The organism is Vibrio hannami, from assembly GCF_029589055.1.
GTDB lineage: Bacteria > Pseudomonadota > Gammaproteobacteria > Enterobacterales > Vibrionaceae > Vibrio > Vibrio hannami.
Window position 1 is genome coordinate 161,385 of record NZ_JARQZP010000006.1, and the last position, 25,400, is coordinate 186,784.

A 25,400-nucleotide genomic window follows, 5' to 3' on the forward strand; every position below is an offset into this window, starting at 1 on the left:
ATGCAATTTCGTTCAATAATCCGCATCGTCGGGCTACTTCTGGCTTTGTTCAGCGTATCTATGCTAGCTCCTGCATTTGTAGCGCTGGTCTTTAGGGATGGTGCGGGTGTTCCTTTTGTTACTACCTTCTTTGTACTCCTGGTTTGTGGGGGGATTTGCTGGTTTCCTAACCGATACCATAAAAGGGAGCTGAAAGCGCGGGATGGTTTTCTTATCGTTGTTCTTTTCTGGACGGTAATCGGTAGCGCAGGTGCGATTCCTTTTCTTTTATCTGAAAACCCTAACATATCTGTAACTGACGCCTTCTTTGAATCTTTTTCTGCATTAACTACAACAGGCGCGACAGTTATTGTCGGTTTGGATGAGCTTCCTAAGGCTATCCTATTCTATCGGCAAATTCTGCAGTGGTTTGGTGGTATGGGTATCATCGTATTGGCTGTTGCTATTCTTCCTGTTCTTGGTATCGGTGGTATGCAGCTCTACCGGGCAGAGATCCCTGGCCCTGTAAAAGACAGCAAGATGACTCCTCGAATAGCCGAAACCGCAAAGGTATTGTGGTATATCTATTTGAGTCTCACATTAGCTTGTGCTGCGGCTTTCTGGTTGGCAGGGATGACGCCATTCGACGCTATATGTCATAGCTTCTCGACGATAGCTATTGGTGGTTTCTCTACCCATGATGCAAGTATGGGCTATTTCGATAGTCACGCAATCAACATGATTACTGTTGTTTTCCTGTTGATCTCAGGGTGTAACTTCTCTTTGCACTTTGCTGCATTTGCATCAGGTGGCGTGCACCCACAATACTACTTTAAGGATCCCGAGTTCCGGTCTTTCTTTTTTATACAGTTTATTCTTTTTGTAGTTTGTTTCCTGTTGCTTCTTAATCACCACTCATACGATTCAATCTACGATGCCTTTGATCAGGCTCTGTTTCAGACTGTTTCTATATCAACAACAGCAGGATTCACCACAACAAGCTTTGCTGAGTGGCCATTGTTCTTGCCAGTGTTGTTACTGTTTTCTTCATTTATAGGTGGCTGCGCGGGCTCAACTGGTGGTGGTATGAAAGTGATTCGTATTCTTCTGCTGTTTTTGCAGGGGGCTCGTGAAATTAAACGGCTTATCCACCCAAGAGCCGTTTTCACTATTAAGTTAGGTGATAAAGCGCTTCCTCAAAGAGTCGTTGATGCTGTGTGGGGCTTCTTTTCTGCTTACGCTCTTGTGTTTGTTGTATGTATGTTAGCCCTTATTGCAACCGGTATCGACGAGCTGAGTGCATTTTCAGCGGTAGCATCGACTCTGAACAACCTTGGCCCTGGGCTAGGGGATGTTGCTCTCCACTATGGAGATATTAACGACAAGGCTAAATGGGTTTTAGTAGTCTCCATGCTATTTGGCCGTCTTGAGATATTTACTTTACTAATTTTGCTTACGCCTACGTTCTGGCGAAGCTAAAAAGGATATAACGTGAAAAAAGCACTTTTGCTCTACTCGAGCACAGATGGTCAAACAATAAAGATTTGTAACTTTATAGCAGAACAGATGGAAGGCTTTGAATGCGAGATTAGTGATTTGCACACTATAGAAGAAGCTGATTTTGTTGGGTTTGATAAAGTACTTATCGGAGCGTCTATCAGATATGGCCATCTAAGTAAGCACTTTTACCGTTTTGTGACTAAAAATAAGACCAAACTAGAAGAGATTAATGCAGCTTTCTTCTTAGTGAACCTAACGGCAAGAAAAGAGGACCAAGGCAAAGATACCCCGGAAGGAAGTGCTTATGTGAAGACATTTAAGAAGAAGTCTCCATGGCAACCATCTAAGATTGGCGTTTTTGCTGGTGCGCTTAGATACCCTCAATATAAGTTGTTTGATCGAATTTGTATCCAGTTAATCATGAAAATCACTGGTGGTGAGACCGACCCTACCAAAGAAATTGAGTACACCAACTGGGAAAAGGTTACTAAATTTGCTCATTCCTTTAAGGAGATGTAAACATAACTTCTTATTTTAGCCCTTTTTGCTCAATTTTTCTGCGAAAGCAAAATAAATTCAAAAAAAGTTAAAAAAGGGCTTGCCAATGTGACACAGGTCTCTATAATGCGCCCTCACTGACACGGCGGACTCCTAACGGAAACGCTGATATCAGTTGGACGAATCACTCGAAAGAGTGACTAGCAAAAAAGATTTTAAAAAGTGTTTGACACTGACGATTATCTCGCTAGAATGCACGTCCGCTTTGAGAGAAAGCCTTTCAAAGCACTGCTCTTTAACAATATAAACCTATCAATCTGTGTGGGCACTCGTTGATGATAATCAAAACTGATTCTTCGGAATCACAATGATTTCAATGATACAGAGTGACCAAGCGAAGTAACTTATAGTTACATCGGCACAGTCAATTCAAACATTACTTAGCTATTTATTAGCAAAAGAATGTTCAGTATTCATTGAGTCACCAAAATCTTAAATTGAAGAGTTTGATCATGGCTCAGATTGAACGCTGGCGGCAGGCCTAACACATGCAAGTCGAGCGGAAACGACAACATTGACTCTTCGGACGATTTGTTGGGCGTCGAGCGGCGGACGGGTGAGTAATGCTTAGGAATTTGCCCAGTCGAGGGGGATAACTATTGGAAACGATAGCTAATACCGCATACGCCCTAAGGGGGAAAGGAGGGGATCTTCGGACCTTTCGCGATTGGATAAGCCTAAGTGAGATTAGCTAGTTGGTGAGGTAAGAGCTCACCAAGGCGACGATCTCTAGCTGGTCTGAGAGGATGATCAGCCACACTGGAACTGAGACACGGTCCAGACTCCTACGGGAGGCAGCAGTGGGGAATATTGCACAATGGGCGCAAGCCTGATGCAGCCATGCCGCGTGTGTGAAGAAGGCCTTCGGGTTGTAAAGCACTTTCAGCAGTGAGGAAGGTGGTGAGCTTAATACGTTCATCATTTGACGTTAGCTGCAGAAGAAGCACCGGCTAACTCCGTGCCAGCAGCCGCGGTAATACGGAGGGTGCGAGCGTTAATCGGAATTACTGGGCGTAAAGCGCATGCAGGTGGTTAATTAAGTCAGATGTGAAAGCCCGGGGCTCAACCTCGGAAGGCCATTTGAAACTGGTTAACTAGAGTACTGTAGAGGGGGGTAGAATTTCAGGTGTAGCGGTGAAATGCGTAGAGATCTGAAGGAATACCGGTGGCGAAGGCGGCCCCCTGGACAGATACTGACACTCAGATGCGAAAGCGTGGGGAGCAAACAGGATTAGATACCCTGGTAGTCCACGCCGTAAACGATGTCTACTTGGAGGTTGTTCCCTTGAGGAGTGGCTTTCGGAGCTAACGCGTTAAGTAGACCGCCTGGGGAGTACGGTCGCAAGATTAAAACTCAAATGAATTGACGGGGGCCCGCACAAGCGGTGGAGCATGTGGTTTAATTCGATGCAACGCGAAGAACCTTACCTACTCTTGACATCCAGAGAAGCCAGCGGAGACGCAGGTGTGCCTTCGGGAGCTCTGAGACAGGTGCTGCATGGCTGTCGTCAGCTCGTGTTGTGAAATGTTGGGTTAAGTCCCGCAACGAGCGCAACCCTTATCCTTAATTGCCAGCACTTCGGGTGGGAACTTTGGGGAGACTGCCGGTGATAAACCGGAGGAAGGTGGGGACGACGTCAAGTCATCATGGCCCTTACGAGTAGGGCTACACACGTGCTACAATGGCGCATACAGAGGGCGGCTAACTTGCGAGAGTAAGCGAATCCCAAAAAGTGCGTCGTAGTCCGGATTGGAGTCTGCAACTCGACTCCATGAAGTCGGAATCGCTAGTAATCGTAGATCAGAATGCTACGGTGAATACGTTCCCGGGCCTTGTACACACCGCCCGTCACACCATGGGAGTGGGCTGCAAAAGAAGTAGGTAGTTTAACCTTCGGGGGGACGCTTACCACTTTGTGGTTCATGACTGGGGTGAAGTCGTAACAAGGTAGCCCTAGGGGAACCTGGGGCTGGATCACCTCCTTAACGATAAGATTGTTGTTGATTAGTGTCCACACAGATTGATGGTTTATGTAGTTTAGAGTATGAAGGTGCCAACACCTTCGGTTTTAGTGTCACGTTCGTCTAGAGGTCTGGACACCGCCCTTTCACGGCGGTAACAGAGGTTCGACTCCCTACGGATACCATTGGGTCGTTAGCTCAGTTGGTAGAGCAGTTGACTTTTAATCAATTGGTCGCAGGTTCGAATCCTGCACGACCCACCATTCTCTTCCACGAGAATAAAAACAATGTGGGCGATTAGCTCAGCTGGGAGAGCACCTGCCTTGCAAGCAGGGGGTCACTGGTTCGAGCCCGGTATCGCTCCACCATCTCTAAGTATTTTTGGTGTTGTATCCAAACCAATAGTGTTCATTGTTGGTTGCTTTTACGACTTGAGATTATTTAGAAAGTGTTTTGTACACTTTGCTCTTTAACAATTTGGAAAGCTGACGAATAACAACAATCCCCATATCAATTGATATGCGTTGTTATTCAATTAAAAGTTCTCAAATCCTATGTCTTTTAAAGATGTAGGTACCAACACACATTCAAGTGTTCTTGGGAACAACATTTTATGTAGTGTTCATATTTGAGTCCGGCAAAATCGTGTCTGCATCATGTTTAAATAATTGCAGACAACTTTGGTTGTTTGATTAAACAATCTTAAAGGTTTCTTCGAAACTCTTTGGGGTTGTATGGTTAAGTGACTAAGCGTACACGGTGGATGCCTTGGCAGTCAGAGGCGATGAAAGGCGTATTAACTTGCGATAAGCGCAGATGAGGTAGTAAAAACCACTTGAGTCTGCGATTCCTGAATGGGGAAACCCAATTGCATAAGCAATTATCATTAACTGAATACATAGGTTAATGAGGCGAACCGGGGGAACTGAAACATCTAAGTACCCCGAGGAAAAGAAATCAACCGAGATTCCGAAAGTAGCGGCGAGCGAAATTGGACTAGCCCTTAAGCGTTTAATGGTTCAGGTGAACAAGCTGGAAAGCTTGGCGATACAGGGTGATAGCCCCGTAACCGACAAACCCTTTTACGTGAAATCGAGTAAGGCGGGACACGTGATATCCTGTCTGAATATGGGGGGACCATCCTCCAAGGCTAAATACTACTGACTGACCGATAGTGAACCAGTACCGTGAGGGAAAGGCGAAAAGAACCCCTGTGAGGGGAGTGAAATAGAACCTGAAACCGTGTACGTACAAGCAGTAGGAGCCTCCTTGTGGGGTGACTGCGTACCTTTTGTATAATGGGTCAGCGACTTATATTCAGTGGCAAGGTTAACCGTTTAGGGGAGCCGTAGGGAAACCGAGTCTTAACTGGGCGCTCAGTCTCTGGATATAGACCCGAAACCAGGTGATCTAGCCATGGGCAGGTTGAAGGTTGAGTAACATCAACTGGAGGACCGAACCGACTAATGTTGAAAAATTAGCGGATGACTTGTGGCTAGGGGTGAAAGGCCAATCAAACCTGGAGATAGCTGGTTCTCCCCGAAAGCTATTTAGGTAGCGCCTCGGACGAATACTACTGGGGGTAGAGCACTGTTAAGGCTAGGGGGTCATCCCGACTTACCAACCCTTTGCAAACTCCGAATACCAGTAAGTACTATCCGGGAGACACACGGCGGGTGCTAACGTCCGTCGTGGAGAGGGAAACAACCCAGACCGCCAGCTAAGGTCCCAAATTATTACTAAGTGGGAAACGATGTGGGAAGGCTAAAACAGCTAGGATGTTGGCTTAGAAGCAGCCATCATTTAAAGAAAGCGTAATAGCTCACTAGTCGAGTCGGCCTGCGCGGAAGATGTAACGGGGCTAAGTAATAAACCGAAGCTGCGGCTGCTAGCATTTGCTAGCGGGGTAGGGGAGCGTTCTGTAAGCCGTTGAAGGTGGTCTGTAAGGGCTGCTGGAGGTATCAGAAGTGCGAATGCTGACATGAGTAACGATAAAGGGGGTGAAAAACCTCCTCGCCGGAAGACCAAGGGTTCCTGTCCAACGTTAATCGGGGCAGGGTAAGTCGACCCCTAAGGCGAGGCCGAAAGGCGTAGTCGATGGGAAACGGGTTAATATTCCCGTACTTCTTACAATTGCGATGGGGGGACGGAGAAGGCTAGGTGGGCCTGGCGACGGTTGTCCAGGTTCAAGTGCGTAGGCTTGAGAGTTAGGTAAATCCGGCTCTCTTTAAGGCTGAGACACGATGTCGAGCACCTACGGGTGTGAAGTCATTGATGCCATGCTTCCAGGAAAAGCCTCTAAGCTTCAGATTGTAAGGAATCGTACCCCAAACCGACACAGGTGGTCGGGTAGAGAATACCAAGGCGCTTGAGAGAACTCGGGTGAAGGAACTAGGCAAAATGGTACCGTAACTTCGGGAGAAGGTACGCTCTCGACGGTGAAGAGATTTACTCTTGGAGCTATTGAGAGTCGCAGATACCAGGTGGCTGCAACTGTTTATTAAAAACACAGCACTGTGCAAAATCGTAAGATGACGTATACGGTGTGACGCCTGCCCGGTGCCGGAAGGTTAATTGATGGGGTTAGACCTTGTGTCGAAGCTCTTGATCGAAGCCCCGGTAAACGGCGGCCGTAACTATAACGGTCCTAAGGTAGCGAAATTCCTTGTCGGGTAAGTTCCGACCTGCACGAATGGCGTAATGATGGCCACGCTGTCTCCACCCGAGACTCAGTGAAATTGAAATCGCTGTGAAGATGCAGTGTACCCGCGGCTAGACGGAAAGACCCCGTGAACCTTTACTACAGCTTGGCACTGAACATTGAGCCTACATGTGTAGGATAGGTGGGAGGCTTTGAAACACTGTCGCCAGATAGTGTGGAGCCATCCTTGAAATACCACCCTTGTATGTTTGATGTTCTAACTTAGCCCCATTATCTGGGGTGAGGACAGTGCCTGGTGGGTAGTTTGACTGGGGCGGTCTCCTCCCAAAGCGTAACGGAGGAGCACGAAGGTGGGCTAATCACGGTTGGACATCGTGAGGTTAGTGCAATGGCATAAGCCCGCTTGACTGCGAGAATGACAATTCGAGCAGGTGCGAAAGCAGGTCATAGTGATCCGGTGGTTCTGAATGGAAGGGCCATCGCTCAACGGATAAAAGGTACTCCGGGGATAACAGGCTGATACCGCCCAAGAGTTCATATCGACGGCGGTGTTTGGCACCTCGATGTCGGCTCATCACATCCTGGGGCTGAAGTCGGTCCCAAGGGTATGGCTGTTCGCCATTTAAAGTGGTACGCGAGCTGGGTTTAGAACGTCGTGAGACAGTTCGGTCCCTATCTGCCGTGGGCGTTGGAGAATTGAAAGGGGCTGCTCCTAGTACGAGAGGACCGGAGTGGACGAACCTCTGGTGTTCGGGTTGTCATGCCAATGGCATTGCCCGGTAGCTAAGTTCGGAATCGATAACCGCTGAAAGCATCTAAGCGGGAAGCGAGCCTTGAGATGAGTTCTCCCTGGCACTTAAAGTGTCCTAAAGGGTTGTCGTAGACTACGACGTTGATAGGCAGGGTGTGTAAGCGTTGTGAGGCGTTGAGCTAACCTGTACTAATTGCCCGTGAGGCTTAACCATACAACACCCAAAGGGTTTTGTGGGCTCAGAGCCAAGAACAGAATTGAATGTGTAGAGAACATAGAAACAGCTTTCCGAATTAAAGAATTTGCTTGGCGACCATAGCGTTGTGGACCCACCTGATTCCATGCCGAACTCAGAAGTGAAACGCAATAGCGCCGATGGTAGTGTGGGGCTTCCCCATGTGAGAGTAGGACATCGCCAGGCTTTAAATCATAAGAACCCGTTCTCAGAACGGGTTTTTTGCTCTTGAAGCAACTGCAAATTTGCTGATATAGCTCAGGTGGTAGAGCGCATCCTTGGTAAGGATGAGGTCCCCAGTTCGAGTCTGGGTATCAGCACCAGTTTCTTATAACTAGAGAGCAAACAACAGAATTTTACTTGGCGACCATAGCATTGTGGACCCACCTGATTCCATGCCGAACTCAGAAGTGAAACGCAATAGCGCCGATGGTAGTGTGGGGTTTCCCCATGTGAGAGTAGGACATTGCCAGGTTTTAATTTAAAACAACAAAGCTAAGAGATATAAGACTTTGTTTGTATAGAAGGCCTTCCGTTTGGAAGGCTTTTTTCGTTTTAGAATGGTAGACGTTAAGGAGCGATAAATTTCCCTTCGGCTAGCTCCCATAAGGCTTTAACAAGCGGATCGTTTAGTCTTGAACGGTTGCAGCAGATACCAAGATCAAATGGTTTAATAGAGTCCACTTTGAGCCTCTGAATCTTATCTTTTACCGGGCTGTTGTTAATCACAACATCAGGCGCAATTCCTATACCACACCCCAACGCCACCATACTTGCAATCGCTTCGTGACCGGATACCTGAGCATAAATATTGGGTTTAATCTTCATTTTTTTAAACCAGCTATTGGCTCGATCTCTTGCCGTACCTGCTTCTGGAAGAATAAACGGGATTTGATTCCAATCCGGATCATCTTTCTGTAATTCGGATGAGAAGCTACTAACCCCATTTGGAGCAATAACTGATAATGGAATTGTACTGATAGTCTCAAAAGCCAGCCTTGCTGGTAACTGCTCTGGCTTTGCAGATATAGCGATATCCGCTTCGTCTTCTAGAATCTTATCTATTGCCTGTGCCGGGTCGCCAGTAGAGAGCTTGAGTTCTATCTGCGGGTAGTTTAGGCGAAAATCATTAAGTAGATCTGGTAAGTGGCTATAGCTAGCAGTTACAGAACAGAACAGTCGTATCTCCCCTTCCAGCTCTTTAGATTGTTCTGAAAGATCAGAGCGATATGAGTGCCAATCCCCAGTAATTGATAAAGCGACAGGTAAAAAGTTTTCTACCTGCGTTGGTTAGGTCTACACTTCTGTTGTCCCGGATAAAGAGGCTTTGACCTACCTCTTCTTCAAGTTTCTGAATCTGACGACTAAGTGCTGAAGGACTGATGTGCATAGCAGCCGAGGTTTTGCTGAAGCTTTTGCTATCGCACAAATGGATAAATAACTGCAGGCTTTTAATGTTCATAAGTCATTATTTTCTCGATAAAGTGTGTTGCGTAAAGCGCAATAACTAATTGTGAATATATCACTTTAAGCAATTTAAATCCTGCATTAGTATGTGGACATTCGACAAAGAAAGTCGACCAACGGAAAGTTTCTTAAAGGAGTCTTTAAAAATGGCTAACTATTTCAATACACTAAACCTACGTCAGCAACTAGACCAGTTAGGTCGTTGTCGCTTCATGGATCGCGAAGAGTTCGCGGATGAAGCAGATTACCTGAAAGGTAAGAAAGTTGTAATCGTAGGTTGTGGTGCTCAGGGTCTTAACCAGGGTCTTAACATGCGTGATTCTGGCCTTGATGTTTCTTATGCACTGCGCCAGGCAGCAATCGATGAGAAGCGTCAGTCGTTCAAAAACGCGAGCGAAAATGGCTTTGTGGTAGATAGCTACGAGAAACTAATTCCTCAGGCAGACCTTGTTGTTAACCTGACTCCAGATAAGCAACACACAAATGTTGTTGAAACTGTAATGCCTCTAATGAAAGAAGGCGCTGCGCTAGGTTACTCTCACGGTTTCAACGTTGTTGAAGAAGGTATGCAGATTCGTGAAGACCTTACAGTAGTAATGGTTGCACCTAAGTGTCCTGGTACTGAAGTACGTGAAGAGTACAAGCGTGGCTTTGGTGTACCTACACTAATCGCTGTTCACCCGGAGAACGATCCTAAAGGTGAAGGTTGGGATATCGCTAAAGCCTGGGCTGCAGCTACAGGTGGTCACCGTGCGGGTTGTCTTGAGTCTTCTTTCGTTGCAGAAGTTAAATCTGACCTTATGGGTGAGCAAACCATCCTTTGTGGCATGTTACAGGCTGGCTCTATCGTATGTTACGAGAAGATGATTGCTGACGGTATCGATGCTGGTTACGCTGGTAAACTTCTTCAGTACGGCTGGGAAACTATCACGGAAGCACTCAAGTTCGGTGGTATCACTCACATGATGGATCGTCTGTCTAACCCAGCGAAAATCAAAGCGTTTGAGCTTTCTGAAGAGCTAAAAGAGCTAATGCGTCCACTTTACAACAAGCACATGGATGACATCATCCAGGGTGAGTTCTCAAGCACAATGATGGCTGACTGGGCTAACGATGATGTTAACCTTCTAGGCTGGCGTGCAGAGACTGGTGAGACTGCGTTCGAAAACTACCCAGAATCAGATGTAGAAATCCCAGAGCAAGAGTACTTTGATAACGGTATCCTGATGATCGCTATGGTTCGTGCAGGTGTTGAGCTAGCGTTCGAAGCAATGACAGCTTCAGGTATCATCGACGAGTCTGCATACTACGAATCTCTACACGAGCTACCGCTAATCGCAAACACAGTTGCTCGTAAGCGTCTATACGAAATGAACGTAGTAATCTCTGACACAGCTGAATACGGTAACTACCTATTTGCTAACGTTGCTACTCCGCTTCTACGCGAGAAGTTCATGCCTAAAGTTGGTACTGACGTAATCGGTAAAGGTCTAGGTGAAACTTCAAACCAGGTTGATAACGCGACTCTGATTGAAGTTAACGAAGCTATCCGCAACCACCCAGTTGAGTACATTGGTGAAGAGCTACGTGGTTACATGACTGATATGAAGCGTATCGCCGTTGGCGGCTAAATTACTGGTCCTATGGGCTGATTTCTGCGTCAAAGGTGCTCATTTACTATCGTAAACTCCGCGCCTTTTCCTTGAACTCAACCCATAACCCTGCGTAATTTACTTCCCTAAAGGTTCTAAAGACAAGGGGCTTGGTTTTGACCAAGCCCTTTGTTAATTTAGAAGGTAGTGAGAGGTGGTTGGGCTGATGTTTATCAGGTGTTCACAGCATGGATGCTGTGTCCAAGCCTACAGGGATGTATTCACGGTGTCCTGAGAAACATTAACCCAATCGCCAGTGCCCCATTGCTCTCTAAAACCTCTATTTATTCTTTATCAGAAAGCTTAGCTTCAAGATCTGCCAGTTTCTGCTCCATCTCTGTTAGCTTCTGGCGAGTGCGAAGCAGAACCTGAGTTTGTACATCAAACTCTTCACGGCTTACTACATCCAGCTTGTTTAGCTGGCCTTGAATTACCTGGCGGACTTTTGCATCCACATCCGCACCCAGCTCTTTCACTGGTGCAGGCATAGACTCATGAATTTGCTTAGCAACTTGTTCTAATTTTTTTGGGTCAAACATAACTAATAAAACTCCTTTTGATATGCGCTCATTTTATGCAATTTAATACGCTATGCCCAATAAAAAAGGCCACCGAAGTGACCTTTAACCTAACTAGCTCTTATTAGTGATGAGCAGAAACTTCTCTTTGAGCCGCTTTTGCTTCATCAATTCTTGCCAGTTTCTCCAGGTCTTTGTCTTCAACAAACACTGGAAGTGGCTTGTGCTTCTCGGCTAGGAATGTATAAATCACCGGAAGAACAAACAGAGTAAACAGTGTACCTATAGCCAGGCCAGCAACGATTACAATACCGATACTGAAGCGCTGAGCGGCACCTGCACCAGTTGCGTACATTAGCGGGATCAGACCTGCAATCATCGCAGCTGTTGTCATCAGGATAGGGCGAAGACGAACTTTCGCTGCTTCCATTACCGCTTCCATTCGATTCTTGCCATGGTTTAGCTGCTCTTCTTTTGCAACTTCACAAATAAGAATACCGTGTTTGGTTATCAGGCCAACTAGCGTGATAAGCCCTACTTGCGAATAGATGTTCATCGTTGCGAAGCCCCAGGCCAGAGCAACCAAAGCTCCTGATATTGCCAGTGGTACAGATACCATGATTACGATTGGATCTTTTAATGATTCAAACTGAATAGCCAGAACTAGGAAGATAATCGCCAGTGCCAGACCAAAGGTTGTCACTAGTGAACTGCCTTCAGTCACAAACTGGCGAGCTTCACCCATGTAATCATGAGTATAGCCAGCAGGTAGCTTGGTTTCTGCGATGTCCTCAAACCATGCGATTGCGTCTCCCATTGGAACCATAGGTACTGCACCAATGGTTGCGGAGTTTAGCTGGTTGAAGTGTGGTAGCGCTCTTGGTTCAGCAACTACATCAATTTCAATCAGGCTGCTCAGAGGAATCGCTGCACCAGTTGAAGATTTAACGTAGTAATTCTTCATTGTTTCTGGGTTCAAGCGGTATTTACGTTCTACCTGAGGAATAACCTCATACGAACGACCATCAAGGTCTATACGGTTAACGTAACCATCAGCCATCATAGTACTTAGCGTAATACCAATGTCTTGCATCGTCACGCCATATGCACCAGCTTTATCTTTGTCGATACTGATCTTCATTGTTGCTGAATCGTAGTTCAGGTCAATGTTAGAGAATGCGAAGTTCGGGCTCTGCATCGTCTCAACCAGTACATCGGTAGCAATTTGGAACAGGCTTTCGAAGTTGTTTGGTGTTGTGATAACAAACTGAATCGGCAGACCAGAACCAGCACCAGGAAGTTCTGGCATCTGGAACGCAGTAACTGCCATCCCGGGAACATCTTTAATCAGTTTGCCAACACGACCTGTTACTTCAGCCTGGCTTGCTTCACGCTCACTCCATGGAACCATAGAAGCAATACCAAACGCCTGGTTCGACTGAGGAACACCAACAAATACCTGTGAATAGGCAACTTCAGGCTGTTCGGCCATAATCTCGTTTACACCAGCCATAGTATTCTGAAGATAATCGAGGTTTGCGTTGGATGGGCCTGTACCCATTAGCACAACAATACCTTTATCTTCTGAGGGTGCTAGCTCACTCGGGATTAGCTTAAATAAGACAGGAAGCGCAACTACTACGAGTACCGAGAACAGAATTATAGAAGCTCGGTTTTGCATCACTTTACCAAGGATTTTCGAGTAACCCTCGGTCATTCGGTCAAGCAAACTGTGTACTCGACTTTCAAACCAGCTTGGCTTATCGTGTGCCTTAAGCATCTTTGAACACATCATTGGAGACAATGTTAGTGCAATGATACCTGATACAAATACCGAACCTGCCAGTGTTAATGCAAACTCTTTAAATAAGGAGCCGGTAATACCACCCATCATTGCGATAGGAGCGTATACAGCACCAAGTGTTAAAGTCATCGCAATAACTGGAACTGCGATTTCACGAGTACCGATAATGGCAGCTCTGAAAGGAGACTCACCAAGTTTGATATGACGGTCTACGTTTTCAAGAACAACGATAGCATCGTCCACCACTAGGCCGATTGCCAGAACCATTGCCAGCAGCGTCATTAGGTTCCAGGAGAATCCAATTGATTGCATTACCATCGCTACACCAATTAGTGATAGAGGGATAGTAACAATTGGAATGATTACTGCTCGGAAGGAACCCAGGAACAGGGTTATTACCACCAATACAATAAGGGCAGCTTCTGCAATAGTCTTAATTACTTCATTGATCGATTCGTTGATTGCAACCGTCGAGTCATAAAGAACGTTCATTTCAATATTGCTAGGCATGTTCTTTTGCAATTCAGGGAGAATAGCAAGAACGTCTTTAGCAATATTGATCGGGTTTGCACTAGGCGCTGCATTTATTGCTGCAACTACAGCTTCGCGCCCGTTAGCATTTGCCCTTACATAATCGTGGCTCTTTTCTCTGGTAACCTTCGCGATATCACTTAGTCGGATGACTTCGCCATTATCTTGCCTAATAACCAGCTGTTTTAGTTCATCAACACTAGAGATTTGAGTGTCTGCACTACCGTTATAAAGAACAAACTCACCAATAGACTGACCAGTTGCAGACTGGTAGTTATTCGCTCTCAGAATGTTCATTACTTCTGTTGCGGTTAACTTATAAGCGCCCATCTTTGCTGGATCCAGCCATATACGCATTGCGTATTTGGTACCACCATAGTGATCGACTTTAGAAACACCATTCACAGAGAATAACTGTGGATCAATAACTCGCTCAAGGTAGTCCGTAACCTGGCTCGACGCTAGTTCATCACTGGTGAAACCAATATAAAGAACCGCAGTTGTTGAGCCCGTAGACATGGTTACCGTTGGATCTTCAGCTTCACTAGGTAGCTGAGAACGAACAGAGTTAGTCTTTGCCAATATATCTGATAGCGCGGCGTTAGGATCTGTATTCAGCTTCATTGTTACCGTAATGGTTGAACTACCCAAAACGGACTGTGAAGTCATAAAGTCGATATTATCTGCTTGAGCGATGGCCTGCTCTAGAGGTTGAGTAATAAAACCCTGAATTAGATCGGCACTTGCACCGTAGTAACTGGTTGTGACTGTTACCACGGTATTCGTCATTTCCGGATATTCTCGTACCTGCATTTTGAAGATAGCCTGCAAACCAAGCAGTGCTATCAAAAAGCTGATAGATACGGCAAGTACCGGACGTTTAATAAAAATGTCTGTAAAACGCATTTTAAATCCTCTGATTAGAGCATTGGTGTTTCATCAGGAGTATTAAGCGCGTCGCTTTCAACAACTTTTACTTTTGCGCCGTTTCTCAGACGAATCTGTCCTGAAGTCACAATAACGTCTCCGGCTTTTACGCCTTCGAGGATATGTGCAATATCTTCTTTACGTTCACCAACTTTTACAACCTGCTGCTGAACACGCAGTGCTCCATCTACTTCAGAAGCAACATAAACATTGTCACCATATAAGGTATAAGTGATAGCGGTCTGCGGAAGAACGACCTGATCGTGGATAGTTGGAAGAATAACTTCAGCTCGAGCAAACATGCCGCTACGAAGCTTTCCACCATTGTTTGGAATATCTGCCTGAACCTGTACCAGACCAGTCTGGTGATCTACAGCTGGTTCCACTGCTGAGATAGAGCCTTTGAAGGTCTCTTCTGGGTATGACTCAACAGCGATATCCACTTCCTGGCCAAGATAAATTTTGGAAATGTCAGTTTGAGGAATAGTAAAGCGTAAGCGCATTACACTGGTATCTTCAAGGCGGACGATCTCAGTACCTGGCTGCAAATACTGGCCAAGGAACACGTTTCGAATACCAACAATACCATCAAATGGTGCCGATATTTCCCTACGGTCAATAGCTGCTTCAAGTGCCTGGATATCGGCTCTTAGAGAGAAATAGTCTGCTTCAGCACTATCAAAAGACTCTTTCGATACAGAACCTTTTTTATAAAGCCCTTCGTATCGCTTATATTTTGCTTGAGCGGCTGGGAATCGCGCTTTAGCACTTTCCAGGTTTGCTTTTTCTACTTCAGTATCAAGAATGACAAGCTTCTTACCTTTGCTGACAGTTTCACCAGACTGGAATTCAATTTTCTTAATAACACCGTTTGATTCGGAAGTAAGAGTCACCCCTTGATTTGGTTCAATAAAGCCTATTGCCTGAATGGTTGGAATCCAATTCACAGTGTCTACTTTTACTGTAGTTACCGGAAATTCTGGCTCTGGCCTGTTTGCCATCGCTTCTTTCATTTGCTGAAAGCCGGTAATTTTGCTGTAGATAACGGTGCCAAATAGCCCGCCAGCTACAATGAGTGCTCCTAGCATCCACCCAACTTTTTTCATTTTCATCGTTTTCTGATCCCCAAATCAGTGTTTTATTAATGCATCCCAACTGGCTTCGATAGCTTGCTCTATCTGTTCTTCAGTTAGCTTTGCACAACTTTTTCTCTGCTTCCTGGCGAGTGTTGCGCTTGTTTCCAAGCTAACGCCTGCCAGCAAATTATTGTCAAGATTCTTAAATAATCCGTTTAATTTTCCTTCATCAAACATCTGTTCTATCTTGAAAAACATCTCTTTTTCGAGCTTTTGAACTTGCTCTATATCATCTGGTTGAAACTGCTCGTATAACAGGTGAGCTTGTACCGCGCTTTTAGTTTGAGCGTATTTCCAGATATTTAGCCAAAAGATTCGATATCTCTCTTTAAGAGGGAGATCATCGCAAACACCAGCCTGAATGATATCAGCTGTTTTAGCTGTACTATGTAGGCGTGTTTCTCTTAAAAGGTGAGTTTTATCCTCAAAATATCGATAGATAGTACCTGCAGCAACACCTGCTTCCTTCGCGAGCTTTTGCATAGAAATGCCTTCAAATCCTTCTTTTGCCACTAGTTTTTCAACTGCATTAAGAATTAAGACTCTCTTGTCTGATGTATTTGCTACCATGTTTCTATCAAAATGAATGAACGTTCATTCATTGTTTCACATTTAGTTACAGTTTTTCAACCGCAAACTTTTTACGGTTATATTTTGTACGGTTTTCAGCGGAAAGAGATCACATTCTGTAGAAAATAGTGTAAGGCTAGATGCCGTAGTAAAAATGTCGCCATGCGATTATTATAGGCAGCCAATTCTTCAGTATGATTCAGGTAACTCGATGAAGCTCAACCCAAGACAGGACGAAGCCGTAAAATTTGTATCAGGACCATGTTTGGTACTGGCTGGTGCTGGTTCAGGCAAGACACGAGTTATTACCAACAAAATTGCTTACCTCGTGCAGCAGTGTGATTACAAAGCCAGAAATATCGCTGCGGTAACCTTTACCAATAAAGCCGCAAGGGAGATGACAGAACGTGTTGCTCAGACTCTTGGGAAAAAAGAATCCCGAGGGTTAATGGTTTCCACCTTTCATACCCTTGGCTTGAATATCATTCGACGCGAATACAAAGCGCTTGGCTTAAAAGCGGGTTTCTCGCTATTTGATGACCAGGATCAGCTAGCGTTATTGAAAGAACTGACAGAAAAGCAGCTAGATGGCGATAAAGATCTGCTTCGTATGTTACTGAGTACTATTTCAAACTGGAAGAATGACATGCTTTCTCCAGAGCAGGCCAAGGCGAACGCTCGCTCAGAACAGGAGCACTTATTTGCCTTCTGCTTTGAAATGTATCAGAACCAGATGAAAGCCTATAACGCTCTGGATTTTGACGATCTCATTTTAATGCCGGTATTACTTCTCAAAACTAATGAAGAAGTGCGCCAACGTTGGCAATCCAGAATTCGCTACTTGTTAGTGGACGAGTATCAGGATACCAACACCAGTCAATATGAGTTGGTTAAGCTGATCGTTGGTGAGCGTGGAAGGCTTACCGTTGTGGGTGATGATGATCAGTCCATCTATTCATGGCGTGGTGCTAAGCCTCAGAACCTGGTTCTGCTTAGCCAGGACTATCCAAATCTGAGAGTAATTAAGCTTGAGCAAAACTACCGCTCAACCAGCCGTATTCTTCGGGCTGCGAATATCCTGATCGCAAACAATCCTCATGTTTTCGAGAAAACACTATTTTCTGAAATCCCTGAGGGGGAAAAGATAAAAGTTCTTACTGCAAAGAACGAAGACCATGAAGCAGAAAGGGTAACAGGTGAGCTAATTGCGCATCGCTTCTTGAATCGTACCAACTATAAAGACTATGCGATTTTATATCGAGGGAATCACCAGTCTCGACTCATAGAGAAGTCATTAATGCAGAACCGGGTTCCATACAAGATTTCCGGAGGTACCTCATTCTTTGCTAGGGCTGAAATTAAAGACATCATGGCGTACTTGAAGGTTCTTGTGAATCCGGATGATGATAATGCGTTTCTTCGAATCGTAAATACACCTCGTCGGGAAATTGGCCCAGTTACCTTAGAAAAGCTGGGCAGTTACGCCAATATGCGAGGTAAGAGTTTGTTTGAGGCGAGCTTTGAGCTTGGACTGGAACAACATTTATCTGGCCGTGGTCTGGATAACCTGCGCAAGTTTACCCAGTGGGTTGTTGCGATATCAGATAACGCTGAGAGAGGAAATACAGTTGAAGCGGTTCGCTCTCTTGTTCGTGACATAAACTATGAAGACTGGCTATACGAGACCTCTTCAAGCGCCAAAGCTGCTGAAATGAGAATGAAGAACGTCTCAGATCTCTATAGCTGGATTGTTGCTGACCTCGAGGGTGATAACTACGATCAGGAAGAGAAGACACTAAAAGAAGTGGTTCAGAGGCTGACTCTCAGAGATATGATGGAACGAGGTGAAGATGACGACGATGCCGACCAGGTTCAGCTAATGACACTTCATGCGTCCAAAGGGCTTGAGTTTCCATATGTATATCTGATGGGGTCAGAAGAAGGCATCTTGCCACACCAAACCAGTATTGATGAAGAAAATGTTGAGGAAGAGCGTCGTCTGGCTTATGTAGGAATTACACGGGCTCAGAAAGAGCTGACATTTACTCTATGCAAAGAGCGTCGTCAGTTTGGTGAACTCATCAAACCTCAGCACAGTCGCTTTCTCGATGAGCTTCCTTTTGATGATGTGGAGTGGGAAACCGTTAAGAAACCTGTATCTCAGGAAGAAAGGATGGCAAAAGGTCAGGCGCATATTGCCAATCTCAAATCTCTATTTAAGAAATAACTCTTAGAACAAAAAAAGGATTGAGCAAATCACTCAATCCTTTTTGTACCTGTCAGTCGTTTTCTATTTATAGACCTTCAATCATATACTCTATGGTTGCGATGATTTCATCGTCTGAACAATCCATACATGACCCTTTTGCTGGCATAGCATTGAAGCCATTGATCGCATGGTCGTTCATTATATCTTTACCCTGAGCGATACGCGGTGCCCACTGTCCAGCGTCGCCTTTTATCGGAGCACCAGACACGCCAGTTGAGTGACATGCAGTACAGAAGGTATTGTAAATGGTGGCTGCATCACGAGGGCCAGTAGGTTCTTCAACAACAGGCTCTGCACCAGCAAGGTAAACATCGCCAACGGGCTTAATACGATCTGCAATAGCTTGATACTCTTCATCACTCACTTTAGAGGCTAAAGTCGCGGTAGAAAAGGTCGTGATTGCAGCAAATAACACGCAAATTAATTTTCGAGACATATCCATTTTGCTCACTTTACAGTTTTCATTTTTATAAGGTTTGCTTATCTACTAATATTGTTAGAGTGTTTGTATTAGATAAATTCGCTGATAATTGTTTGTTAACTTATTGTAAATGTCGCGTGATTATATCCTGTAAATATGTTGCGATAAACAGCAAGATCACCATGATTAGCGGTTAATCACATCCTAACTGTTGAAAAAGACAACAAATAATAAAAAAACTGCAAAAAAAGCTAGACGAGGCATGGTGATATACGTATTATTCCACTCGCCGATAGGGCATGCGCCCGTAGCTCAGCTGGATAGAGCGTTGGCCTCCGGAGCCAAAGGTCGAAGGTTCGAATCCTTTCGGGCGCGCCATTTATCCCGGAGGGTGTTTATATCGGTGAAATCAGTGGTGGCTATAGCTCAGTTGGTAGAGCCCCGGATTGTGATTCCGGTTGTCGCGAGTTCAAGTCTCGTTAGCCACCCCATTATTTAGGTAGCTTTGCTTCCTGCTTTGAATTGATTCGAAGCGAAATCTTAGTCGGTGAATAGCGCAGTTTGGTAGCGCATCTGGTTTGGGACCAGAGGGTCGGGGGTTCGAATCCCTCTTCACCGACCACTACAAGGAAGCCCCAGCGAAACGCTGGGGCTTTTACATCTCTCAGTGGTGGCTATAGCTCAGTTGGTAGAGCCCCGGATTGTGATTCCGGTTGTCGCGAGTTCAAGTCTCGTTAGCCACCCCATTATTTAGGTAGCTTTAGCTTCCTGTTTAGAGCTTCTAAACAAAATAAAAGTCGGTGAATAGCGCTTTTTGATAGTGCATCTCCGGGTTTAGGAATAGCGGATCAGAGGGCGACCCTCTGAATCGAATTTCTGAGCCAAAACTACGTCGGTGAATAGCGCAGTTTGGTAGCGCATCTGGTTTGGGACCAGAGGGTCGGGGGTTCGAATCCCTCTTCACCGACCACTATATTGAACCCCAGCAGAAATGCTGGGGTTTTGTGTATCTGCAGAACTGTAAATATGGATAACCAGTTGGGGTTCGCCTGTTCTTTGAATTGGCTCTTCACCAGCCATTACACAAGGCCTCGTCAAACGACGAGGCCTTTTTCGTTTTATCAGCTTTGCAAGCTGAGGTCGGGGGCTGGAACGCCAGTCCGATCGAATTCCTCTTCACCGACCACTATATTGAACCCCGGCAGAAATGCTGGGTTTTTTTGCATCTGTAGTTCAGTAAACTTGGATACCTAACCGCTTTTACCTCTAACTTTCCCCAGTTCGGGGCAAGATTTCTGATCAAAATGGTGCACTTTGGTCTATGTTTATATCTTTGTTCCGATCTAAACAGCGACTCCTTACTTTAATAGTGTAAATAGCCTAATTTAACAATGGATATAGCGTATGCTATTTCTAATGTGAATTAGTGTTATGTTTGGGTTTGTTGTTGTTTTCTAGGTTTATGCTCTAACCTGACCTTGGTTTGTGGTGTTTGTTTTTGTTTTGTTAAAATTGGGCTGGAATAATAATTCATATGTCATTAGTTGTAATTTTGGCTTCTGATCTTGATGTTTTTGTGTTTATTGGTGAATTATTCTGATGTGTTAACGAAATATGGATTATTTGATGCGTGGATGGTTATGCATAAAAACCACATTTCATGCATAAATATTACGCAACTATGCTTCAAATCCACTTTTTTACCATCTTTTATCCTATTATTGTTGCTTTTGTGTGAATTTTTTGCCAAATTTGTCAGTTAGTGTTTTGCCAGTACTTTATTCTGGTGATGAATGGAATCAATTTTGCAGACTGGGCTAGATGCCCACGCAGTTTAGAGGTCTGGTAATGTCCCTTTTAGAAGTTAAGAACCTACGTATCGAATATCCGTCGCGTCATGGTGTGCATGCAGCGGTAAAGGAGTTATCGTTTTCTATTGAACGTGGTGAGATTGTAGGTGTTGTAGGTGAGTCTGGTGCAGGTAAATCAACGGTAGGCAATGCTGTTATCGATCTATTGAGCCCTCCTGGCCTCATCGCAAGCGGCGATGTTTATCTTGATGGGGAAAAATCTCGGGTCTGAAGCCAGAAGAGATGCGCAAAGTTCGCGGATCTAAAATCGGCTTTATTTTCCAGGATCCGATGACATCTCTAAACCCTCTTTTTACTGTCGAGCACCAGCTAAAAGAGACGATTCACACCAATATGAAGGTGTCTGATGAAGAAGCTTACGAAAGAGCTCTGAATCTGATGAAGCAGGTTGGTATACCTCAACCAGAAAACCGTCTCAAACAGTTCCCTCACCAGTTTTCTGGTGGTATGCGTCAGCGTGTGGTAATCGCTATCGCATTGGCTGGTGAACCGGATCTAATTATCGCAGACGAACCAACAACTGCTCTGGATGTATCCATCCAGGATCAGATCCTGAGCCTTATCCGTGAGTTGTGTGTTAAGAATAATGTAGGCTGTATGCTGGTTACCCACGATATGGGTGTAGTATCTAACGTTACCGATAAAGTTGCAGTAATGTACCGTGGTGATTTGGTTGAGTTTGGCAAGACAGAAAAAGTACTTGGCGACCCAGATCACTCCTATACTCGCAGCCTGATTTCAGCTGTACCTCGCTCAGATAGAAAACTGGATCGCTTCCCTCTTGTTAGCTATATAGAAGAAGCTCATGAAATGGAGCCTCTTGATGTTAAGAACCATTGGCTTGGTCAGAGCCAGGATCATCGTTCATATGCGGGCCCTCTATTAAATGTTGAGAATGTGAGTCTGCGTTTTGTAACCAAAGACTCGCTGTTTGAAAGCCGTCGTGAGTATGTTCAGGCATCTAATGACGTAAGCTTTGAAGTATTTGAGGGTGAAACCTTTGGGCTGGTAGGTGAATCTGGTTCTGGTAAATCTACTATCGCACGAGTAATTGCAGGGTTGTATGAACCAAATGCAGGTAAAGTAACGTTTGAAGGCGTTGACCTTACTTCTTTGAAATCTGAAAAAGAACGTCGCCCAATGCGTCGTCAGATGCAGATGGTGTTCCAGAACCCATACACCTCAATGAACCCGCGAATGAAGATATTCGATATCATTGCAGAGCCTATTCGTTTCCATAAACTGACACGTAACGAGGCAGAGACTCGCCAAATCGTAAACGATCTACTAGAGCATGTAGGTTTAGGAAAAATGGCAGGTGTGAAGTATCCACATGAGTTCTCTGGTGGTCAGCGCCAACGTATTTCGATAGCTCGTGCATTGGCGACTCGTCCTCGTCTTCTTATTTGTGATGAACCAACATCGGCACTAGATGTATCGGTTCAAGCTCAAATCCTTAACCTGCTAAAAGACCTTCAGGATGAGCTAAATCTGACCATGCTGTTTATCAGCCATGACTTACCAGTTATCCGCCAGATGTGTGATCGCATTGGTGTGATGAAGATGGGTACGCTACTGGAAGTAGCTCCTACAGAACAATTATTTAAAGAACCACAACACGAATACAGCAAGCAACTTATCTCATTGATGCCGGAATTTACCGGACTTCGTGAGGAATTATAAGCTGTCGAATTTTTGTCTGTTGGGATGCCGTTTTACTCAGCAGACAGAAAGATTTCTTGAGCCAATCAGCTCTGGAACAACAAAAGTAACAGAAGCAAATACAACAAAACAAACAGGGATTCGGATTCCCGCATAAGGAGTTATGCAATGAAAACCATTAAGACCAAACTAGCAGTGGCTCTAATGGCTGCTGGCCTATCTTTTAGCGCTGCTGCTGCAGATATCACAGTAGCTTACGATGCAGACCCAGTATCACTGGACCCGCATGAGCAGCTATCTGGTGGTACACTGCAAATGTCTCACATGGTATTTGACCCTCTAGTCCGCTACACACAAAAACTGGATTTTGAACCTCGCTTGGCATCAAGCTGGGAACGTGTAGACGACAAAACTTTCCGTTTCAAACTACGTGAAGGCGTGAAATTCCACTCTGGTAACATGATGACTGCAGACGATGTTGTATGGACATTCGATCGTCTGAAAGCTTCTCCAGACTTTAAAGCTATCTTTGCACCATATGAGAAGATGGTTAAAGTGGATGATTACACTGTAGATATCGTTTCTACTGGTGCTTACCCTCTAGTGCTACAGACTGCAACTTACATCTTCCCAATGGACAGCAAGTTCTACTCTGGTGAAACTGCTGACGGTAAAGATAAAGCTGAAGTTGTTAAGCACGGTAACTCTTTCGCATCTACAAACGTATCTGGTACTGGTCCTTTCACTGTTACATCACGTGAGCAGGGCGTAAAAGTAGAGTTCGCTCGCTTTGATGGTTACTGGGACAAAGAGTCTAAAGGTAACGTAGATAAGCTAACTCTAGTGCCAATCAAAGAAGACGCAACTCGTGTTGCTGCACTTCTTTCTGGTGACGTAGATATGATTGCACCAGTTGCACCTAACGACCACAAGCGCGTTAAAGATGCGAAAAATGTTGATCTGGTAACGCTACCTGGTACTCGTATCATCACTTTCCAGATGAACCAGAACAGCAACGAAGCGCTTAAAGATGTTCGTGTTCGTCAGGCGATTGTACACGCGATCAACAACGAAGGTATCGTGAAGAAAATCATGAAAGGCTTCGCGACAACTGCTGGTCAGCAAGGTCCAGAAGGCTACGCTGGTTACGATGCGAACCTTGTTCCTCGTTACGACCTGAAAAAAGCTAAAGAGCTAATGAAAGAAGCTGGCTATGCAGATGGCTTCTCTCTAACAATGATGGCTCCAAACAACCGTTACGTGAACGATGCGAAGATTGCTCAAGCAGCGGCTGCAATGCTTTCTAAGATCGGTATCAAGGTTGATCTGAAAACTCTTCCTAAAGCGCAGTACTGGCCTGAGTTCGATGTTTGTGCTGCAGACATGATGATGATCGGTTGGCACTCGGATACAGAGGATTCTGCGAACTTCTCTGAATTCCTGACAATGACTCGTAACGAAGAAACCGGTCGTGGTCAGTACAACTAGTGGTCACTACTCAAATGCTGATGTAGACCGTCTGGTTGAAGAGTCTAACGTTGAAACAGATCCAGCTAAGCGAGCGAAGATGCTACAGCAGGTTGAAGCAACGCTTTACAACGAAGCTGCGTTTGTACCTCTACACTGGCAGAACCTTGCTTGGGGTGCAAAATCTAACGTTGATATCGCGCCTATCGTGAACGCAATGAACTTCCCGTACTTCGGTGACCTGGAAGTTAAATAAAAAACACATAGCCGTCATCCCGGAAATCGCCTAAGCGATTGTCCGGGATCTAATAACGCTCATTAGTAAGTATAAGTTGATGATCAGGTTATTTAGATTCCTGCCTTCGCAGGAATGATGAGCTTAGTGATTATTTTTTGGTGCCTTGCCTTATTTCAGTCGGGCTGGGTGCCATTTTTAGACTGAAATTTAAGACTGAATATTGATTTACAGAGGGACAGGGAATGTTTTCGTTTCTGGTCAAGCGCCTGTATCAGGCAATAATAGTGATGTTTGTAATCAGCCTTGTGGCGTTTGCAATACAAGATAACCTGGGTGACCCGTTGCGTGAGCTTGTTGGTCAGTCAGTCTCGGAAGCAGAGCGTCAGGCTCTTCGTGATGAGCTTGGCCTGAATGACCCGTTTATTACCAAATATACGAGATTTGTAACCAATGCGCTTCATGGCGACCTTGGTACATCTTATTTTTTCAAAAAACCAGCGACAGAGGTTATTCTCGATAAACTGGTGGCGACACTTGAACTGGTGTTCGGTGCGTCCTTAATAATTGTTTGCTTATCAATCCCACTCGGGGTTTATTCCGCTATCCATCCAAAAAGTATATTTACTAAGGTAGTGATGGCCTTGAGTAGTGTTGGTATCTCCATCCCGGTATTCCTTACCGCGATTATGTTGATGTATGTTTTCTCTATAGAGCTGCAGTGGTTACCTTCCTATGGTCGAGGGGAAACCGCTAATGTACTTGGTGGGAGTCTGGTTTCTTTACTATGGATGGTCTTGCACATCTGATACTGCCAAGTATCGCACTGGCCTCCATTATGCTGCCGCTATTCATTCGCCTTGTTCGCTCTGAGATGTTGGAAGTACTGAGCTCAGAATATATTAAGTTCGCTAAGGCAAAAGGTCTGGCGATGAACAAAATTTACTATCAGCACGCTCTGAAAAATACCATGCTTCCAGTACTTACTGTTGGTGGTGTTCAGATTGGTACCATGGTTGCGTATACCATTCTTACAGAGACGGTATTCCAATGGCCGGGTACTGGGTTCCTATTCTTAGAAGCAATAAACCGGGTTGATACGCCACTTATCACAGCATACGTAATCTTTGTTGGTCTTGTGTTTGTAGTAACCAACACCATCGTTGACCTTATGTATGGTCTGATTAACCCAACTGTAAACCTGACTGGTAAAGGAGCTTAAG

The 25,400-nt window shown here is 45.0% G+C and carries 9 protein-coding genes, 9 tRNA genes, 4 rRNA genes and 4 pseudogenes; 20 read left to right on the forward strand and 6 right to left on the reverse strand.

Translation table 11 applies throughout. The annotated features are described in order from the left end of the window. The 10 genes from P7F88_RS12020 (at position 1) to rrf (P7F88_RS12065) (ending at position 8,122) form a co-directional block, all read left to right on the forward strand. Entirely contained in the window at positions 1-1,458 is a 1,458-nt protein-coding gene (locus P7F88_RS12020) for a TrkH family potassium uptake protein (protein ID WP_277825048.1), read from the forward strand. A 12-nt stretch (positions 1,459-1,470) separates the two neighbouring features. After that, on the forward strand, positions 1,471-1,998 hold the full coding sequence (gene hemG / locus P7F88_RS12025) for a menaquinone-dependent protoporphyrinogen IX dehydrogenase (protein ID WP_277825050.1): 528 nt from the start codon (positions 1,471-1,473) through the stop codon (positions 1,996-1,998). A 473-nt stretch (positions 1,999-2,471) separates the two neighbouring features. Next, positions 2,472-4,023: ribosomal RNA gene (locus P7F88_RS12030) — 16S ribosomal RNA — on the forward strand. An 88-nt stretch (positions 4,024-4,111) separates the two neighbouring features. After that, a tRNA-Glu gene (locus tag P7F88_RS12035) sits at positions 4,112-4,184 on the forward strand. A gap of 2 nt (positions 4,185-4,186) precedes the next feature. Continuing rightward, positions 4,187-4,262, forward strand: a tRNA-Lys gene (locus P7F88_RS12040). A 28-nt stretch (positions 4,263-4,290) separates the two neighbouring features. Further along, positions 4,291-4,363 (forward strand) — tRNA-Ala (locus tag P7F88_RS12045). Positions 4,364-4,735: 372 nt separating this feature from the next. Beyond that, positions 4,736-7,626: ribosomal RNA gene (locus P7F88_RS12050) — 23S ribosomal RNA — on the forward strand. A 91-nt stretch (positions 7,627-7,717) separates the two neighbouring features. Then, positions 7,718-7,833 (forward strand): 5S ribosomal RNA (rrf, locus tag P7F88_RS12055). Positions 7,834-7,894: 61 nt separating this feature from the next. Continuing rightward, positions 7,895-7,970: transfer RNA gene (locus P7F88_RS12060), tRNA-Thr, on the forward strand. Between the two features lie 36 nt (positions 7,971-8,006). Next, positions 8,007-8,122: ribosomal RNA gene (rrf, locus tag P7F88_RS12065) — 5S ribosomal RNA — on the forward strand. The 16S, 23S and 5S rRNA genes sit together here with 4 tRNA genes alongside, the layout of an rRNA operon. Positions 8,123-8,217: 95 nt before the next feature. On the opposite strand, the pseudogene ilvY reads toward rrf (P7F88_RS12065), so the two are convergent. Further along, positions 8,218-9,109 (reverse strand): annotated as a pseudogene (ilvY, locus tag P7F88_RS12070) (HTH-type transcriptional activator IlvY). A 151-nt stretch (positions 9,110-9,260) separates the two neighbouring features. Between ilvY and ilvC the strand changes: the two are divergent. Next, complete coding sequence (ilvC, locus tag P7F88_RS12075) at positions 9,261-10,745, forward strand: ketol-acid reductoisomerase (RefSeq protein ID WP_277825052.1); 1,485 nt, start codon at positions 9,261-9,263, stop codon at positions 10,743-10,745. Positions 10,746-11,050: 305 nt separating this feature from the next. Here ilvC and ubiK read toward each other — a convergent pair whose 3' ends face one another. From ubiK to P7F88_RS12095, 4 genes are all read right to left on the reverse strand, one after another. Then, positions 11,051-11,305: a ubiquinone biosynthesis accessory factor UbiK gene (gene ubiK, locus P7F88_RS12080; protein ID WP_277825054.1), complete on the reverse strand. Its 255-nt coding sequence runs from the start codon at positions 11,303-11,305 to the stop codon at positions 11,051-11,053. 103 nt (positions 11,306-11,408) lie between these two features. Beyond that, on the reverse strand, positions 11,409-14,525 hold the full coding sequence (locus P7F88_RS12085; RefSeq protein ID WP_277825056.1) for a multidrug efflux RND transporter permease subunit: 3,117 nt from the start codon (positions 14,523-14,525) through the stop codon (positions 11,409-11,411). Positions 14,526-14,539: 14 nt separating this feature from the next. Next, positions 14,540-15,652, reverse strand: a complete 1,113-nt coding sequence (locus tag P7F88_RS12090) for an efflux RND transporter periplasmic adaptor subunit (protein WP_277825765.1) — start codon at positions 15,650-15,652, stop codon at positions 14,540-14,542. A gap of 24 nt (positions 15,653-15,676) precedes the next feature. Then, complete coding sequence (locus P7F88_RS12095) at positions 15,677-16,252, reverse strand: TetR/AcrR family transcriptional regulator (RefSeq protein ID WP_277825058.1); 576 nt, start codon at positions 16,250-16,252, stop codon at positions 15,677-15,679. 211 nt (positions 16,253-16,463) lie between these two features. Between P7F88_RS12095 and rep the strand changes: the two genes are divergently transcribed. Beyond that, complete coding sequence (gene rep, locus P7F88_RS12100) at positions 16,464-18,479, forward strand: DNA helicase Rep (RefSeq protein WP_277825060.1); 2,016 nt, start codon at positions 16,464-16,466, stop codon at positions 18,477-18,479. A 67-nt stretch (positions 18,480-18,546) separates the two neighbouring features. Here rep and P7F88_RS12105 read toward each other — a convergent pair whose 3' ends face one another. Beyond that, positions 18,547-18,963 carry a c-type cytochrome gene (locus tag P7F88_RS12105; protein WP_277825062.1) on the reverse strand — a complete coding sequence of 139 codons (417 nt, stop codon included), beginning with the start codon at positions 18,961-18,963 and terminating at the stop codon, positions 18,547-18,549. Between the two features lie 280 nt (positions 18,964-19,243). On the opposite strand from P7F88_RS12105, the gene P7F88_RS12110 reads away from it, so the two are divergent. The 8 genes and pseudogenes from P7F88_RS12110 to P7F88_RS12145 all read left to right on the forward strand — a co-directional run bounded on the left by P7F88_RS12110 (position 19,244) and on the right by P7F88_RS12145 (position 25,399). Next, positions 19,244-19,320, forward strand: a tRNA-Arg gene (locus P7F88_RS12110). A 37-nt stretch (positions 19,321-19,357) separates the two neighbouring features. Beyond that, positions 19,358-19,433, forward strand: a tRNA-His gene (locus tag P7F88_RS12115). 54 nt (positions 19,434-19,487) lie between these two features. Beyond that, positions 19,488-19,564: transfer RNA gene (locus P7F88_RS12120), tRNA-Pro, on the forward strand. A gap of 48 nt (positions 19,565-19,612) precedes the next feature. Next, positions 19,613-19,688: transfer RNA gene (locus P7F88_RS12125), tRNA-His, on the forward strand. 147 nt (positions 19,689-19,835) lie between these two features. Beyond that, positions 19,836-19,912, forward strand: a tRNA-Pro gene (locus tag P7F88_RS12130). A gap of 878 nt (positions 19,913-20,790) precedes the next feature. Continuing rightward, positions 20,791-22,496 (forward strand): annotated as a pseudogene (locus P7F88_RS12135) (dipeptide ABC transporter ATP-binding protein). 147 nt (positions 22,497-22,643) lie between these two features. Continuing rightward, positions 22,644-24,198: pseudogene (locus tag P7F88_RS12140) on the forward strand (ABC transporter substrate-binding protein). 224 nt (positions 24,199-24,422) lie between these two features. Beyond that, positions 24,423-25,399: pseudogene (locus tag P7F88_RS12145) on the forward strand (ABC transporter permease). The last annotated feature ends 1 nt before the right edge of the window (position 25,400 follow it).

Bases quoted from the DNA above. Each gene is read 5' to 3' on its own strand.
- P7F88_RS12020 (WP_277825048.1), top strand. From the start codon at position 1: ATGCAATTTCGTTCAATAATCCGCATCGTCGGGCTACTTCTGGCTTTG.
- ilvC (WP_277825052.1), top strand. From the start codon at position 9,261: ATGGCTAACTATTTCAATACACTAAACCTACGTCAGCAACTAGACCAG.
- ubiK (WP_277825054.1), bottom strand. From the start codon at position 11,305: ATGTTTGACCCAAAAAAATTAGAACAAGTTGCTAAGCAAATTCATGAG.
- P7F88_RS12085 (WP_277825056.1), bottom strand. From the start codon at position 14,525: ATGCGTTTTACAGACATTTTTATTAAACGTCCGGTACTTGCCGTATCT.
- P7F88_RS12090 (WP_277825765.1), bottom strand. From the start codon at position 15,652: ATGAAAAAAGTTGGGTGGATGCTAGGAGCACTCATTGTAGCTGGCGGG.
- P7F88_RS12095 (WP_277825058.1), bottom strand. From the start codon at position 16,252: ATGGTAGCAAATACATCAGACAAGAGAGTCTTAATTCTTAATGCAGTT.
- rep (WP_277825060.1), top strand. From the start codon at position 16,464: ATGAAGCTCAACCCAAGACAGGACGAAGCCGTAAAATTTGTATCAGGA.
- P7F88_RS12105 (WP_277825062.1), bottom strand. From the start codon at position 18,963: ATGGATATGTCTCGAAAATTAATTTGCGTGTTATTTGCTGCAATCACG.